Below are 16,053 nucleotides of genomic sequence, written 5' to 3' on the forward strand. Positions count from 1 at the left end.
CGGGGCCCTGCATCCCGCCCGCTGACCGCAACCCGCAACAGGTCCTGATCCCGACATGTTCATGCCCTCCGCCTCTCGCCACCGGTCCGGCCGGCACCGCCATCTGCTGATCGCCGCCCTGGCCCTGCTGACCGCCGCCCTGACCCTGGGCGCCACGCCGGCCTTGGCCAAGGTGTTCAGCCCGGAAACCTTCACCCTGAAGAACGGCATGCAGGTGGTCGTCGTGAGCAACCACCGCGCGCCCGTGGTCACCCATATGGTGTGGTACAAGGTCGGCTCCGCCGACGAAAGTTCCGGCTATTCGGGGATCGCGCATTTCCTTGAGCACTTGATGTTCAAGGGGACCAAGACGCGCAAGCCGGGCGAATTTTCCAAGCTGATCGCGCGTTACGGCGGCCAGGAAAACGCCTTCACCTCTTTCGACTACACGGCCTATCACCAGACCATCGCCCGCGAACATCTGGAGATGGTCATGGAGATGGAGGCCGACCGCATGACCAACCTGACCCTGACGGACGAAATCATCGAGCCGGAACGTCAGGTGGTGCGCGAGGAGCGCCGGTCACGCACGGACAACAACCCGGCTGCGATCCTGAGCGAACACGTATCCGAAGCGCTGTACCGCAACTATCCCTACCGGCGGCCGATCATCGGCTACGATCACGAAATCGTCGCCATGACCCGCCAGAACATCATCGATTTCTACAAGCGCTGGTACGCGCCCAACAACGCGATCCTGGTGGTCGCCGGCGACATCACCGCCAAGGAACTGAAGCCGCTGGCGGAAAAATATTACGGCGCCGTTCCCGCCGCCGCCCCGATCACCCGCGCGCGCCCGGCCGAGCCGCCGCAGGAAGCCGCGCGCATCGTCGCCATGCAGCATACCCAGGTGCGCCAGCCGTCGTGGCGCCGATCCTACCTGGCCCCCAGCTATCTTTACGGCGAAACACAGCACGCCTATGCCCTGCAGGTTCTGACCGAAATCCTGGGCGGCGGCGGCACGTCGCGGATATACCGCAAGCTGGTCATCGACGACCGCAAGGCGGTCTCGGCCGGCTCCTATTACGACGCCGATTCCCTGGGCCCCAGCAGTTTCACCATCTACGGCAGCCCCCGGCCCGGCGTCACCCTGCCCGAGATCGAACAAGCCGTCGATGCCGAGCTTGACCGGGTCGCCAAGGACGGCGTCACCAAGGACGAGGTCGCCCGCGCCAAGAAACGGCTGGTCGCGAGCGCCGTGTTCGCCCGCGATTCCTTCACCACCGGGGCGCGGACCCTGGGGGCAGCGCTGGCCGTCGGGCGTAAGGTCGCCGACGTGGAGGCCTGGCCCGACCGCATCACGGCGGTCACCGCCGAGGAAATCCAGGCCGCCGCCAAATACGTTTTCGTCAAGAAACGCTCGGTCACGGCCTTTCTCGTGGAAGATAAGGAGAAGCCGGAATGAGCCGCCTTCTGTCCCGCGCCGCCCTTGCCCTGGCGGCGGTCATCTTCGTCCTCTACGCGGCACCGGCCAAAGCGACGCAGATCGAACGCGTGGTCAGCCCCGGGGGGATCGAGGCCTGGCTGGTCGAGGATCACCTCAACCCCATCATCTCCCTGCATCTGGCATTCCGTGGGGGCAGCGCCCTTGACCCCGAAGGCAAGGAAGGCCTGGCCAACATGGTCTCGACCCTGCTCGACGAAGGGGCCGGTGACCTGGACAGCAAGGCCTTTCAGCAGACGCTGGAGGACAAGTCCATCACGCTGCGCTTCAGCGCCGCGCGCGATAGCTTCGGCGCCCGCGTCCAGGTATTGACCGAATACCGCGACCTGGCCTTCGACCTGCTGCGCCAGGCCATGACAAAGCCACGTTTCGACGCGGAACCCGTGTCGCGCCTGCGCGCCCAGCTGCTGGCCAATCTGCGCCATGAATCGGAAGACGCCGACGCGATCGCCGGCAAGACGCTGATGAAGACCCTCTACCCCGATCATCCCTACGGCCGCCCGACCGGCGGCACCCCGGAAAGCGTCGCCGCCATCCAGGTTGCCGACATGCGCGCCTTCGTCAAGGAACGGCTGGCCCGCGACACCCTGGCGATCGGCGTGGTCGGCGACATCACGGCCAAGGAACTGGCACCGCTGCTCGACAAGACCTTCGGCACCTTGCCCGCCAAGGCGGCCCCCTGGAAGGTTGCGGAAGTGGCGCCCAAGGTCGCGGGCCGCACCATCGTCATCGAAAAGCCCCTGAAGCAAAGCAACATCCTGTTCGCCGACCGGGGCCTGATGCGCAAGGATCCGGATTTCTACACCGCCTATGTGATGAACCACATCCTGGGCGGCGGCGGATTCACTTCCCGTCTCTATACCGAAGTGCGGGAAAAGCGGGGCCTCGCCTATTCGGTCTATACCTACCTGCATCCCATGGACCGCTCCGCGATCTATGCCGGCGGCGCCGGCACGGCCAACGCGCGGGTCGCGGAAACCCTGAAGGTCGTCCGTGACGAATGGGCCAAGTTGGCCAAGGACGGCGTGACCGAGGCGGAATTGACCGCCGCCAAGCAGTATCTGACCGGCTCCTTCCCGCTGCGCTTCACGGCGACGGAGCGAATCGCGGCCATGCTGGTCGGCATGCAGACGGAAGATTTGGGCATCGACTATCTGGACAAGCGCAACAGCTATATCGAGGCGGTCAGCCGCGACGATATCCGCCGCGTGGCCCGGAAACTCTTGCATCCGGACGACCTCACCATCGTCGTCGTGGGAGAACCCAAGGACGTCAAACCGACACCTTGAGCCCCGCCGTTGGCGACGCCGGGGACCGATGGTACTCTCGCCCGCGCAACGTCCCCCCGGAGGATCAGAGACCTTCATGCCCCCCCCCGCCCCAACGCCGGCCTGGCAGGCGCTCGCCGACCATCACCGGAAGGCAGCGGGCAGCCATCTGCGAGACCTTCTCGGCGACGACAAGCGCACCGAGGCCCTGACCTTCGCCCTGGGCGGCCTGTGCTTGGATCTGTCCAAGAACCGCCTCACCCCGGATACCCTTACCCTGCTGATCGCCCTGGCCGATGAGCGCGGTGTGGCGGCCCGGCGGGATGCCATGGCGGCGGGCGAGGCGATCAACACAACCGAAGACCGTGCCGCCCTGCACATGGCGCTGCGCGCCCGGCCTGAAGACGGTTTCGCCGTCTGTGGCACGCCGGTCCATGGCGAGGTTCAGGCCGTGCTCGACCACATGGCGGACTTTGTCGCCAGGGTGGAAGCCGGCACCCGCACGGGTGCCGCCGGCAAGCCCTTCACCGACGTCATCAACATCGGCATCGGCGGCTCGGACCAAGGCCCGCGCATTGCCTGTCGGGCCCTCTTTCCCTACCGGCGGCGCGGCCTCATCCCCCATTTCGTATCCAACGTGGACGCCACGGATCTGACGGAGACGCTTGAAGCTTGCGATCCGGAAACCACCCTGATTATCATTTCCTCCAAGACGTTTACGACCGCCGAGACCATGACCAACGCCATGACGGCGCGACGCTGGCTAACCGAGGCGTTGGGATCAGGCGCCGTCGCCAAGCATTTCTGCGCCGTCACCAGCAACGACGACGCGGCACGTGATTTCGGCATCGGCGACGACGCTCTGTTCGGGTTCTGGGACTGGGTCGGCGGTCGGTATTCGGTTTGGTCGGCGATCGGCCTGCCGCTGGCCCTGACGCTGGGCATGGACCTGTTCCGCGATTTCTTGGCCGGCGCCCGGGACATGGATCGCCACTTCCTGGAAACGCCGCTGGCGGAAAACCTGCCCGTGTTGCTGGCACTGGCCGGTATCTGGAACCGCAATTTCGAGGGGGCCGCCGCCCATGCGGTGCTGCCCTATAACCAGCTGCTGGACGGCCTGCCCGACTACCTGCAGCAGTTGGAAATGGAAAGCAACGGCAAGGCTGTCGATCGAGACGGCGCCATGGTGGTCCAACCCACCGCCCCTGTCGTATTCGGCCAAGCGGGCACCAATGGTCAGCATGCGTTTTATCAGCTGCTTCACCAGGGCACGGATCTGGTCTCCGCCGATTTCATCGCTGCCGTGGCGCCGGCCCATCCGGCGGGCGACCATCACGACAAGCTGCTGGCCAATTTCCTGGCCCAACCGGCGGCCCTGGCGCTTGGCCGCAAGGCCGGGCCGGGCGTGCCGCCGCACATGCAGTTTTCCGGCAACCGGCCATCGACCACGATCCTGCTTGATCGGTTGGACCCACGCAGCTTCGGCATGCTGTTGGCGCTTTACGAGCACAAGGTGTTCGTCCAGGGCGTGATCTGGAACGTCAATTCTTTTGACCAATTCGGGGTCGAACTGGGCAAGGAACTTGCCGGTCCGTTGACCAGGGCCCTTGCCCAGGGCACGGATGCCCCGGGGTTGGATGCCTCGACGCGCAGCCTGCTCGCCCGCATTCGCCGGGTCCGGGGCGGCGGGGACAGTTCATGATCAATCCCCCCGTTATCCGCCGTCTGCCGGAAACCGTGGTCAACCGCATCGCCGCCGGCGAGGTCGTGGAACGCCCGGCCTCGGCGGTGAAGGAACTGGTCGAAAACGCCATCGACGCCGGCGCCAAGCGTATCGAGGTCGTGATTCGCGACGGCGGTCAGACGGCGATCACCGTGACCGACGACGGCTGCGGCATGACGCCGGAAGAAATCGAATTGGCGCTGGAACGCCATGCCACGTCGAAGCTGCCGGACGACGACCTGATGGCCGTGTCCACCTTGGGTTTTCGGGGCGAGGCCCTGCCCTCCATGGCCGCCGTGGCGCGCATGACCATCACCTCACGCCCGCAAGGCGCCGAGCAAGCCTGGGCCGTCACGGTCGAAGGCGGCGGCCCCGCCAAGGCCCAGCCCGCCGCCCATCCCCACGGCACGCGGGTGGACGTGCGCGATCTGTTCTATGCCACGCCGGCCCGGCTCAAGTTCCTCAAGGCCGCGCGCACGGAACAGAACCATGTGGTCGAAACCCTGAACCGCTTGGCCATGGCCCATCCGGAAATCGCCTTCACCCTGTCCGACGGCAGCCGCGACCTGATCAAGCTGAATGCCGTCACCCCGCGCCTGGGCGACGATCCGGCCGCGGCACGGCTGGAGCGCCTGGCCGGCATCATGGGCCGCCCCTTCGCCGACAACGCCATGACCATCGACGCCGTGCGCGAGGGCATCCGGCTTTCCGGCCATGCCGGGGTGCCGACATTGAACCGCGGCAACGCGGCCATGCAGTTCCTGTTCGTCAACGGCCGGCCCGTGCGCGACCGCCTTCTGCTGGGGGCCGTGCGGGGCGCTTACCGGGAGTTCCTCGCCTCCGACCGCCATCCGCTGCTGGCCCTGTTTCTGGAGGTGCCGCCGACCGAGGTCGACGTCAATGTCCATCCGGCCAAGACCGAGGTCCGGTTCCGCGACGCCGGGGTGGTCCGGGGGCTGATCGTCAGCGCCCTGAAGCATGCCCTGGCCGAGGCCGGGCACCGGGCCTCGACCACCGTGGCGGGGGCGGCGCTGGGCGCCTTCCGGCCCAGCGAACTTTCCGGCGGCGCCCTGCCCCTGGGCCGAAGCGGCGGCGGATATGGCGGGGCCTATGCCCCCGCCGCGCGGCCAAGCGGCCTGTCGGACCATTACGCCCCCCTCCCCGATCTTGACCGTGCCCCCAGCGCGCCGATGACGATGGACCCAGACGGCGGCATGGCGTCGGAACAGCCCCCGGCGGAATACCCCCTGGGCGTGGCGCGGGCCCAGGTTCATGCAACCTACGTGATCGCCCAAACGGCGGACGGCCTGGTCATCGTCGATCAGCACGCGGCGCATGAGCGCCTGACCCAGGAAAAAATCAAGACGGCGATGGCATCCGGCGGCGTCAACCGCCAGATGCTGCTGATCCCCGAGGTTGTCGAGATGGAGGAGCCGGCGGTCGACCGCCTGCTTGCCCGCGCGGATGAACTGGCCGAGATGGGCCTGGTGATCGAAGGCTTCGGCCCCGGTGCCGTGGTGGTCCGCGAGACGCCGGCTCTACTAGGAGACATGGACATCCAGGGCGTGATCCGCGACCTGGCAGACGATCTGGCGGAATACGGTGAAACCATCGCGCTGGCCGAGCGCATCGGCGATGTTTGCGCGACCATGGCTTGTCATGGATCAATCCGCGCCGGCCGGCGCCTGAATGCGGATGAGATGAACCGTCTTTTGCGCGAGATGGAGGCGACCCCCCATTCCGGGCAGTGCAGCCACGGCCGCCCGACCTATGTGGAACTGAAGCTGGCCGATATCGAAAAACTGTTCGGCCGGCGTTAAGATCGCCCTGTTTTCCGCAACCGGACGATCAGGCCCATGCTGCGTGAATGGCTCACCCATCGGATGACCCCGGCCCCGGAACCGGTCAAGCGGCTCGGCTATCTGAAGGAACAGATTGCCATCGCCGCCCGCCATCGGCGGCTCCATCCCGCGTGGAAGGAGCACCTGGTCCGCTCGCGCCGCTTCGTCCTGTGGTCCGCCGCCAATTGCCCCGGCCAGAACAAGGTGGTGATCCTGGGCTCGGGGGGGCTTCTGGACGCACCGCTTTGTGATTTGGCCGACGATTTCGCCGAGGTCGTGCTGATCGACATCTTTCACCCCCCTGCCGTGCAGGCCTGGGCGGCGCAATACCCCAACGTCTATCTGGTCGAAACCGACCTGACCGGTCTGGTCGACGGCCTGGCCCAAAGCGAGATGCCGTCGGAGCCGCCGCTGCCGGACATCCCCGAGGCCGATGCGGATTTGGTCGTGTCCCTGAACCTGCTGAGCCAATTGCCGCTGATCCCGGCCCGACACGTGCCGGAGAAACAGGCCAAGGCCTTCGCAACGGAAATCCAGCGCCAGCACCTGCGCGCCCTGCAGGCCCTGCCCGGGCGGGTCTGCCTGATCACGGAAACGGTGCGGGAATTCGTCGAGGACGGCGAGGTGAATGAGACGGAACCCGCCCTTGGCGATATCAAGCTGCCGGAACCGGATGAACGCTGGATCTGGAATTTGGCGCCGGCGCCGGAAATTGAACGCAACCGCGGCCTGCGCCTCAGGGTCGCCGCCTATTCCAACCTTTTCAAGAAGTAGACCTTGGCCGCACCGTAGGTGCGTTCGTCCCGCACCTCGAACCCGCGCGTCCCGGCCAGGCTTTCCTCGGCCCCGACCTCGACCACCACGGTGGCATCGGGGGTCAGCCAGTTTTTGTTCAAAAGCCCGCGCAGGGCCGGATCAGCCATCCCCATGCCGTAGGGCGGATCGAGAAACACCAGCCCGGCCGGCGTCTTTGCCGCCCGCGGCGGCACGGCCAGATGAGTGCAGTCGAGCCCCAGCATCAGGCATTCCCGCCACAACCCCATGGCCGCCGCGTTGTCCTTGGCGATCTTGAGGTGCTGTGGATTGCGGTCCGCGAACAGGCCGAAGGCCGCCCCCCGCGACATCGCCTCAAGCCCCAACGCCCCCGTGCCGCAGAACATGTCAGCGACGGTGATGCCGTCCAGATCCACGGCCGCCTTGCCATGGGCCAGAATGTTGAACACGGATTCCCGGGCCCGGTCCGAGGTCGGACGCAGATCCCGGCCCTCCGGTGCCGTCAGCTTCTTGCCGCGAAATCTGCCGGCAACGATGCGCATCAGACCGCACCCCGCATCAGGACAGGACCTTGCCCAGCTGTTCCTTCAAGGTCTTGCCCTTGATCTCATAGACGTCGCCGCGCGCCAGATTGCCCAACTGGAACGGGCCGTAGGCCGTGCGGATCAGGCGGTTCACGGAAAGCCCCAGATGTTCCATCACCTTGCGGACCTCGCGGTTCTTGCCTTCGGACAGGCTGACGGTCAGCCAATGATTGGCGAAACCCTTGCGCATCTTGTCGCCGGCATCCATCTGGTCGATCTCGGCCTTGATCGGGCCATATCGCACGCCGGACACGGTGACGCCGCGGGCCAGTTTGGCCAGGTCTTCAGGTTTCACCACACCGTGCACGCGCACCCGGTAGCGCCGGTTCCAGCCGTTGGACGGCAATTCCAGGCGCCGCGCCAGGCCGCCGTCGTTGGTCAGCAGCAGCAGGCCTTCGGAATTGAGATCGAGACGGCCCACGGATACCACCCGGGGCAGGTCCTTGGGCAGGCGGTCGAACACGGTCGGGCGGCCTTCCGGATCCTTATGGGTGGTGACCAGCCCGACCGGCTTGTGATAACGCCACAGCTTGGGCGGCGCCTTGCCCGGCAAGGGCTTGCCGTCGACCAGGATGATGCTGGCCTCTGTCACCGTATGGGCGGGGGTCGTCAGCTTCTTGCCATCGACGATGACGCGGCCTTCTTCGATCCAGCGTTCGGCCTCGCGGCGCGAGCACAGGCCCGCGCGGGCGATCACCTTGGCGATGCGTTCGGGGGCGTCTGCGGGTTTCGTGGTCTTTGGTTTATCGGCCATGGCGGGGACATTAGGGGCGGACGGCGGCGGCGGCAAGCATTGACGACGGAGGGCCGGCGAGTATGGTTGGCGCCATGGACAAACCCGCATCCGACAGCTTCATGGCCCAGGCCCTGGATGAGGCCCACGCCGCCGCCAAGCGCGGCGAGGTCCCCGTGGGCGCCGTGGTGGTCGAGGCCGCGACCGGGCGCATCCTGGCCCGCGCCGGTAACGAGACCGAGGCCGGCCATGACCCGACGGCCCATGCGGAAATTCTGGCGCTGCGCCGCGCAGCACAAGCCCGGGGGGAACCCCGCCTTCCGGACTGTGATCTTTACGTGACGCTGGAGCCCTGTGCCATGTGCGCCGCCGCCATCAGCCACGCCCGCATCAGAAGGCTTTATTTCGGGGCCTACGATCCCAAGGGCGGCGGGGTCGAACACGGCCCCCGGTTCTTCACCCAGCCGACCTGCCACCACGCACCCGAGGTGGTCGGCGGCCTGGACGAAACAGCGGCCGCCGCCTTGCTCAAGGATTTTTTCAAGGAACGCCGCTAAGCGGCTGAAATTTCCGGGTTCAGGATTCCGCCGCGAGCGGCAAATTGACCAAAAGATTCTGTGGCTTCAGACGGACCCGCTGATCCGGGGTCATGCAGAGGGCGAGATAGATCGGCTTGCCCCGCACCTCGGCCGCCATCTGGTTGGGGTCCTTGAACTCGAGGCGGAACAGCGACAGCAGCCGCGCCATGCGCGCATCCTCGACATCCTCCCCTTCGTAGAGGTCGTTCAGCAGCATCGATGCCTCGGCGTCCAGCCCCAGATGCCAGACCCATTTCTCGTCGTTGATTTCTTGCACGGGCTGGATAGAGATCTCTGCCTCCAGGAAATGGCGGACCCAGGCTTCGAGCACGCGGCACAGCGCGTCAAGCCCCGGCCGGGCGAAGGAGATGTCGAGCACGGTGTCGTAACGCTCGTTGCGGTCCCAATAAATATCCGCCGTGTCCGGCTGCAATACGTCCATGTCGACCTGACGGGCGGCGGCACCGCTGCCGACCACCAATTTTCCCAGACTGCCCATGCCGGCTGTGGTCGCCAGCATCTCGACTGTTTCCGCGTCGCCCAGCAAAATCGCGCCGTCTTTCAGCGTCACCGTCTGCTCACGGAACAGAAGTTCCGCCGCACGGGCGCGAAACGGATCGTCCGTGCCGTCGATGACGCGCCGCGCCACGACCTGGGCCATCTGGTCGATGAACAAGGGTGGGATGGTGACGCTGTCGGCGCGGAAAATTTCCAGATAACAGGCCTCGACCGTGCCCGCCCCCACAAGGCGGTCACGGAAGGCCAGCATCACACGGTAATTGTCGCGCGCGTCTTCATCGGCCATGGCGTCGATACGCCCATCACCCACGGCTTCGCGGGGATTGGCCATCAACGCGCCATGCAAGGCGCGTTCAGCGTCACAGGATTCCGCGATAGGGGCGATTTCCGGGCGCTGCAGATAGGCGCGCAAGAAGGCGTCCGTCACAGCCAGATGGCCGGCCCCGTTCCGTGTCAGCAGGTGATAGCCGGAATTGGGCCAAAAGTCGGGCGCCGGGCCGTTCATGGGCTAGTTGTGGCCGCTGATATCGGCGTGCAGCGGCTTGGTGTCCTCAAAGGCCTTTTTCTGCGCTTCGTCGGCGGGTTTCTGGAACTTGTCCTTCCATTCGCCGAAGGGCATGCCGTAAATCGCCTCGCGGGCCGCATCGTAATCGACGTCCTCTCCCTTGGCCTGGGCCTCGGCGGCATACCATTTTGCCAAGCAGTTGCGGCAGAACCCGGCCAAGTTCATCAGGTCGATGTTCTGCACGTCCGTGCGTTTCTGCAGATGCTTGATCAGGCCGCGAAAGGCGGCGGCTTCCACTTCCGTGCGGGTCTTGTCGTCCATGTCGTCATCTCCTCCGTCTGCCGCCGCGTGCCCGATGGGCGCGCGAGGGTCGTCTGTCTCTGCGCTCTATATAGGGGCCGGCCTGCGTCGGCAAAAGGGCGGCGGCACCTAGCGCTTGATCGCCCGCCAACCAATGTCGCGGCGGCAGAAGCCTTCGGGCCAGTCGATCAAGTCGACCGCCTCATAGGCCCGGGCCCGGGCTTCGGTCACATCCTTGCCGATGGCCGTGACCCCCAGCACGCGGCCACCGTTGGCGAGGACCGTTCCGCCCGCGCCCGCCGCCGTGCCGGCATGGAATACGACCACGCCCTCGACCGTGCCGGCGGCATCCAGACCCTTGATTTCGGTGCCTTTTTTATACTTTCCCGGATACCCCTTGGCGGCCATGACAACGGTCATGGCGACATCGTCCCGCCATTGCAGCTTGGTCTTGGCCAGCCGTCCCTCGGCACAGGCCAGGAGAACCTCCAGCACGTCGGATTTGAGACGCATCATCATGACCTGGCATTCCGGGTCGCCGAATCGGGTGTTGTATTCGATCAGCTTGGGCCCGGCGTCGTCGATCATCAGCCCGGCGTAAAGCACGCCCTTGAAGGGCCGACCCTCGGCCGCCATGCCCTTGATTGTCGGCTCGATGATTTCCGCCATGACCCGGTCGACCATGGCCTGGTCGATGACGGGGGCCGGGGAATAGGCGCCCATGCCGCCCGTGTTGGGCCCTTCGTCGCCGTCGTGGGCGCGCTTGTGGTCCTGGGCGCCGACCATGGGCAGCGCCGTTTCGCCGTCAACCAAGGCGAAGAAGCTGGCTTCCTCGCCTTCCAGGAATTCCTCGACCACGATTTCCGTGCCCGCGTTGCCGAAGGCTTCCTCGATCATGATCTGGTCGACCGCCGCATAGGCCTCGTTCACATTGCGGCAGATGATGACCCCTTTGCCGGCGGCCAAGCCGTCGGCCTTGACCACGATGGGGGCACCATGGGTGCGGATGTATTCCTTGGCCGCGTCCGGCTCGTCAAAGCGGTCGTAATCGGCGGTCGGGATGCCGTATTTGGCGCAAAGGTCCTTGGTGAAAGCCTTGGAGCCTTCCAATTCCGCCCCCGCCGCCGTCGGTCCGAAGGATTTGACCCCCAGCGCATCCAGTTTATCGACCAGGCCCGCCACCAGGGGGGCTTCCGGCCCGACCACGACGAAGTCGATGGCGTTGTCCTTGACGAATCCGATGATGCCGCCCAGGTCCTCGGCCTCGATATCAAGGTTACGCGCAAGAGCGGCCGTGCCCGCGTTACCCGGAGCACAGAACAGTTCGCTGCATTTGGGGGATTTGGCGATGGCCCAGCAAAGGGAATGTTCCCGCCCGCCCGAGCCGACCACAAGTACCTTCATCCTGTCCCAATCCCTCCCGATTCCGGCGGTTTGATCGGCAGACGCGCTTGGCATCCTCCGGCCGTATTGTGTCCGTTCACTGGGCCTTGCATACTGCGCCCATGAGCGACAATTCCAGCGGCACCGCGCAGAGTCAACCCGGCGAAACCGAGACCAGCCACAACCTGCCGGTCTTTACCGTTTCCGAGATTTCCCAGGCCGTGAAACACACGGTCGAGGAGACCTTTCAATGGGTGCGAATCCGGGGCGAAATATCGGGTTTCAAGCGCGCCGCTTCGGGCCATCTGTATTTCACATTGAAGGATGCGGACGCGGTTATCGACGGCGTGTGCTGGCGCGGCACCGCCGGGCGCCTATCCATTAAACCCGAAGACGGGATGGAGATCGTCGCCACCGGGCGGCTGACCACCTACCCCGGGCGCTCAAAATACCAGGTCGTCGTCGACCACATGGAACTGGCCGGCGAAGGGGCGCTTCTGAAGCTGCTGGAGGATCGCCGCCGCAAGCTTGAGGCCGAAGGCCTGTTCGCGGCCGAGCGCAAGCGCGACATCCCCTATCTGCCCGATGTGATCGGCGTCGTCACCTCGCCCACGGGGGCCGTGGTCCGCGACATCCTGCACCGCCTGGCCGACCGTTTTCCCGTCCATGTCTTGGTTTGGCCCGTGCTGGTCCAGGGCGAGGACGCGGCCGCCCAGGTCGCCGCTGCCGTGCGCGGATTCGGCGCGATCGAGGCGGGCGGCCCCGTACCGCGCCCGGATGTGGTCATTGTCGCCCGCGGCGGCGGCAGCCTGGAGGATTTGTGGGCGTTCAACGAGGAAGAGGTCGTGCGCGCCATCGCCGACTGCCCGATCCCCGTGATTTCCGCCGTCGGTCACGAAACGGACACCACCCTGGCCGATTTCGCCGCCGACCGGCGGGCGCCGACACCCACCGCGGCGGCGGAAATGGCCGTGCCCGTGCGCCTGGACCTGCTGGCGCAGGTTCTGGAGGATGGACAGCGCATCGCCAGCGCCGTATCCCGGCGGCTCGCCGATCATCGCCGCAATCTGGACGCCACGGCCCGGGCCCTGCCCAATCCGGCGCGCATGCTGCAGGAACAGGCGCAGCGGCTCGACGATTGGACCGACCGCCTGGGCCATTCGCTCGGCAGCGGGCTGGAGCGCCGCCGCGCGCGCCTTGCCAATGCCGCCGCCGGGCTGACCCGGCCCGACAAGATCATCCAGATGGAGGTCGGCCGCCTTGCCTCGGAAGTGCGCGCCCTGAAAACCGCCGGAAAATCCGCCATGGACCGGGCGCGGGGCCGCCTGAGCCAGGCCTCGGCCCTGTTAGAAAGCTATTCCTACCAGCGCGTCCTCGACCGCGGGTTCGCCCTGGTCACCGATCCGGCGGGCGCCCCCGTGACCTCGGCCAAAACGCTCAAGACCGGCGACCGGCTGGACCTAAGGCTTCGCGACGGGACACGCCCGGTGGTCGTTTCCGGCGGCGCGGCCTCGGCCAAGACGGCAACGTCCGCACCGGGCAAGGATACTCCCGCGAAACCCGAAACCAACAAGCCCGGCGACGACCGGCAGGGGCGGCTTCTGTGACATTCCTTTTTCGCATTTTCCTGGTCGCGGCGGCCCTCGTCGCGGCGGGGGCTTATCCGGCCGGCGCGCTGGAAATTTCCGGCTCATTCGTCCAAGGCGGCCTGGCCACCGGTAAGGTTGAGCCGGGGACCAAACTGACGCTCGACGGACAACCCGTGGCGGTGGCGCCCAACGGCAGCTTCATCATCGGCTTCGGACGCAAGGCCAAGGCGAAGATGGTGCTGCGGGCGGAACCGCCGGAGGGCCAGTTGGAAGAGCGGGAGCTTGTCATCGAAAAGAGCAAATACAAGGTTCAGCGCATCGACGGCCTGCCGCAACGCAAGGTCAGCCCGACCAAACCGGAAGACCTCGCGCGCATCAAGAACGACCAGATCCAAATCGCCGAGGTCCGCAAGCGGACGACGCTCAAGACCTTTTTCGACACGGGCTTCATGTGGCCGGTCGAAGGCCGCATTTCCGGCGTCTACGGCAGTCAGCGCATCCTTAACGGCAAACCGCGCAGCCCGCATAACGGCGTTGACGTCGCCGCCCCCCGCGGCACCCCGGTCAAGACCATGGGCGACGGCATCGTCGCCCTGGTGAACCAGGACATGTTCTTTACGGGCAAGACGGTGATGATCGACCACGGCCTGGGCCTGACGTCGGTCTACATCCATATGGACAAGACCACCGTGAACGAAGGCGACTTCGTCACCAAGGGCACGCAGATCGGCACCGTGGGTGCGACCGGCCGGGCCACCGGCCCGCATCTTCATTGGGGCGTCAGTTGGTTCAAGACCCACCTGGACCCGGCGTTGCTGGTCGGGCCGCAGCAAACCGGAAAATAACCGGCTGCCCTATTCCCCGCCGTTGGGCCAGCGGTTGTGCAGCCACAACCATTGTTCCGGCGTGTCACGCACCCATTGTTCAACCTGGTTGTTGATCTGCGTCATCGCGGCAAGGACATCGGCCTTGTGGTCGCCGGTCTTCTCAAACCGGACTGGCGGCAGGGCCGTCATCTTGAAGGTCGCCCCCTTGACCCGCGTCACCCTAGCCGCCACTACGGGGCAATTGTGGCGCAGCGCCAATTCGGCCAATGCCGGGGCGGTCATGGCCGGGCGGCCGAAGAACGGCACGGCGATGCCGTCGTTCATTTTCTGATCGACCAGCATGGCCAGATGGCTGCCGGAGCGGAAGGCGTTGAGAAGCTGGCGCACGCCCTGTGGCCCCTTGGGGATCAAGGCCCCTTCGACGGCGGCGCGGCCATTGCGGTACAGCCATTCGACCAGGCGGTTGTTGGCCTCGCGGTAGACGCGGTCGAGCGGCAAACCCCGCTGTGTCGCGCCCAATGCCAGAATTTCCCAATTGCCGATATGGGCGGAATAGAAAATGCCCGCCTCATTATCGTCACGCAACTGGTCCACGTACTCGCCGCCTTCGACGATCACCCGGCCGTTTCCGGCGTAGACGTCTATTTCCTGCAAATGGGGAAACTCGGCGGCGAGCCGGCCCAGGTTGTCCCACATGCCGTGGACGATGCGCTCAACTTCGGCATCCGGCATCTCGGGAAACACGGCGCGCAGGTTTTTGCGCGCCCGATCCGACAGGCGCAAACGCGGCCCGATGGTGCGCGCCAGGAGCCCCCCCAGCCCCGACGCCCAGTCAAGCGGCAACATGCGGAAGAACATATAGACGGTGAACGCCGCCGCCGCCTGGACGGGGTGAATCACGTATTTGTTCAGCGGGGCCGGCGCATGAGCCATGGAATCGGCAGCCTGACTACGGTTTGACGGTTTGCAGCAATTGGTCGAGGGCCGCTTCGTCGTCCCATTGCAGGGTGATTGTCAAGACTTCAATGCCCGCGCGGTCGCCGGCGGGGATGCGTTGGACGTCCTTTTCCGTGGTTATCAAAACCCCTTTCAGGGCCTCCGCACGGCGTTTCAAGGCAGCCAGATCGGCGGAGTTGAAGGGGTGATGGTCTGGAAAGGCTTTCGTTCCCGCAAGGCGGCAGCCGTGATCGCGCAGGGTCTGAAAGAATTTTTCCGGATGCCCGATCCCCGCGAAGGCAACACCCAGGGTTTCTGAAATTTTCTTAACCTCAGGTCCGGGCACGATCCGGGCTGTCAACACGGGTAGGTTTTCCGGGCCGAAGCGGCGCACCGCATCGGCCACGCCCCAAATATCATCGCCGATCACAACCAACGCATCCGCCCGCGCGAGCCCCGCCCGCAGGGTTTCGCGAAGCGGCCCGGCCGGGATCAGAAAGCCATTGCCGAAACCATAACGGCCATCAACGACAACGATGGACAAATCCTTGGCAAGCGACGGATCCTGGAAGCCGTCATCCAGTACCAGGGTCCCGGCTCCGGCGTCCACGGCGGCGCGGGCCGCCTGGGCCCGGTCACCGCCGACCCAGACCGGCGCGGCCCTGGCGATCATCAGGGGCTCGTCCCCGACCTTGTCCGCCGTATCCATATCCGGGTCCACGGGTCGAGGGGCCGTGCCGACCGTGCCGCCGTAACCGCGGCTGATCACATGAGGCTGCTGTCCGATATTCGCCAAGCGGCGCGCGATATCGATCACCACCGGCGTCTTTCCCGCCCCGCCGGCCGTCAGATTACCGACGCAGACCACGGGCGCACCAGCACCGACCACCTTCTTGCGCTGGCGCAATGCCGTCGCGGCGCCGTAGATCAGACCGAACGGCGACAACAAGGCCCCCAGGGCCGACGCCTCGCCATACCAAAAATCCGGAGCTTTCATGCCCCCCCTTTGC

Annotated in this window: 15 protein-coding genes; 8 read left to right on the plus strand and 7 right to left on the minus strand. The window is 65.9% G+C overall.

Annotation, left to right across the window (positions count from 1 at the left end; all coding sequences use genetic code 11):
• Nucleotides 1-61: 61 nt before the first annotated feature.
• The 5 genes from KFF05_16095 (at nucleotide 62) to KFF05_16115 (ending at nucleotide 7,089) form a co-directional block, all read left to right on the plus strand.
• Complete coding sequence (locus KFF05_16095) at nucleotides 62-1,444, plus strand: insulinase family protein (GenBank protein ID UTW51407.1); 1,383 nt, start codon at nucleotides 62-64, stop codon at nucleotides 1,442-1,444.
• On the plus strand, nucleotides 1,441-2,772 hold the full coding sequence (locus tag KFF05_16100; protein UTW51408.1) for an insulinase family protein: 1,332 nt from the start codon (nucleotides 1,441-1,443) through the stop codon (nucleotides 2,770-2,772). Before KFF05_16095 ends, KFF05_16100 begins: the two co-directional genes overlap by 4 nt.
• A 76-nt stretch (nucleotides 2,773-2,848) precedes the next feature.
• Complete coding sequence (pgi, locus tag KFF05_16105; GenBank protein UTW51409.1) at nucleotides 2,849-4,453, plus strand: glucose-6-phosphate isomerase; 1,605 nt, start codon at nucleotides 2,849-2,851, stop codon at nucleotides 4,451-4,453.
• Nucleotides 4,450-6,294: a DNA mismatch repair endonuclease MutL gene (gene mutL / locus KFF05_16110; GenBank protein ID UTW51410.1), complete on the plus strand. Its 1,845-nt coding sequence runs from the start codon at nucleotides 4,450-4,452 to the stop codon at nucleotides 6,292-6,294. Before pgi ends, mutL begins: the two co-directional genes overlap by 4 nt.
• 36 nt (nucleotides 6,295-6,330) lie before the next feature.
• Complete coding sequence (locus KFF05_16115; GenBank protein ID UTW51411.1) at nucleotides 6,331-7,089, plus strand: hypothetical protein; 759 nt, start codon at nucleotides 6,331-6,333, stop codon at nucleotides 7,087-7,089.
• On the opposite strand, the gene rsmD is transcribed toward KFF05_16115, so the two are convergent.
• Nucleotides 7,065-7,631, minus strand: coding sequence for a 16S rRNA (guanine(966)-N(2))-methyltransferase RsmD (rsmD, locus tag KFF05_16120; protein UTW51412.1), 567 nt, complete (start codon nucleotides 7,629-7,631; stop codon nucleotides 7,065-7,067). The genes KFF05_16115 and rsmD overlap by 25 nt on opposite strands.
• A 16-nt stretch (nucleotides 7,632-7,647) precedes the next feature.
• Nucleotides 7,648-8,427, minus strand: a complete 780-nt coding sequence (locus KFF05_16125; protein UTW51413.1) for an rRNA pseudouridine synthase — start codon at nucleotides 8,425-8,427, stop codon at nucleotides 7,648-7,650.
• 101 nt (nucleotides 8,428-8,528) lie between these two features.
• On the opposite strand from KFF05_16125, the gene KFF05_16130 reads away from it, so the two are divergent.
• Nucleotides 8,529-8,963 (plus strand): nucleoside deaminase, encoded by a 435-nt coding sequence (locus tag KFF05_16130; protein ID UTW53756.1) that lies wholly within the window; start codon nucleotides 8,529-8,531, stop codon nucleotides 8,961-8,963.
• A gap of 19 nt (nucleotides 8,964-8,982) precedes the next feature.
• On the opposite strand, the gene KFF05_16135 is transcribed toward KFF05_16130, so the two are convergent.
• The 3 genes from KFF05_16135 to purD all read right to left on the minus strand — a co-directional run bounded on the left by KFF05_16135 (nucleotide 8,983) and on the right by purD (nucleotide 11,712).
• Nucleotides 8,983-10,008, minus strand: coding sequence for a hypothetical protein (locus tag KFF05_16135; GenBank protein ID UTW51414.1), 1,026 nt, complete (start codon nucleotides 10,006-10,008; stop codon nucleotides 8,983-8,985).
• 3 nt (nucleotides 10,009-10,011) lie between these two features.
• Entirely contained in the window at nucleotides 10,012-10,329 is a 318-nt protein-coding gene (locus tag KFF05_16140; GenBank protein ID UTW51415.1) for a DUF1244 domain-containing protein, read from the minus strand.
• A 108-nt stretch (nucleotides 10,330-10,437) separates the two neighbouring features.
• Complete coding sequence (gene purD / locus KFF05_16145) at nucleotides 10,438-11,712, minus strand: phosphoribosylamine--glycine ligase (GenBank protein ID UTW51416.1); 1,275 nt, start codon at nucleotides 11,710-11,712, stop codon at nucleotides 10,438-10,440.
• Nucleotides 11,713-11,813: 101 nt separating this feature from the next.
• Here purD and KFF05_16150 point away from each other — a divergent pair, with 101 nt between their 5' ends.
• Nucleotides 11,814-13,298 (plus strand): exodeoxyribonuclease VII large subunit, encoded by a 1,485-nt coding sequence (locus KFF05_16150; protein UTW51417.1) that lies wholly within the window; start codon nucleotides 11,814-11,816, stop codon nucleotides 13,296-13,298.
• A 14-nt stretch (nucleotides 13,299-13,312) separates the two neighbouring features.
• Nucleotides 13,313-14,125, plus strand: a complete 813-nt coding sequence (locus KFF05_16155; GenBank protein ID UTW53757.1) for a M23 family metallopeptidase — start codon at nucleotides 13,313-13,315, stop codon at nucleotides 14,123-14,125.
• A gap of 9 nt (nucleotides 14,126-14,134) precedes the next feature.
• On the opposite strand, the gene KFF05_16160 is transcribed toward KFF05_16155, so the two are convergent.
• A complete protein-coding gene (locus KFF05_16160) occupies nucleotides 14,135-15,040 on the minus strand; it encodes a lauroyl acyltransferase (protein ID UTW51418.1) in 906 nt (301 codons plus the stop codon).
• Nucleotides 15,041-15,056: 16 nt separating this feature from the next.
• Nucleotides 15,057-16,040, minus strand: a complete 984-nt coding sequence (locus KFF05_16165) for a tetraacyldisaccharide 4'-kinase (GenBank protein UTW51419.1) — start codon at nucleotides 16,038-16,040, stop codon at nucleotides 15,057-15,059.
• Nucleotides 16,041-16,053: the final 13 nt, after the last annotated feature.

This window comes from bacterium SCSIO 12827 (assembly GCA_024397995.1).
In the GTDB taxonomy this organism is placed as follows: domain Bacteria; phylum Pseudomonadota; class Alphaproteobacteria; order Rhodospirillales; family Casp-alpha2; genus UBA1479.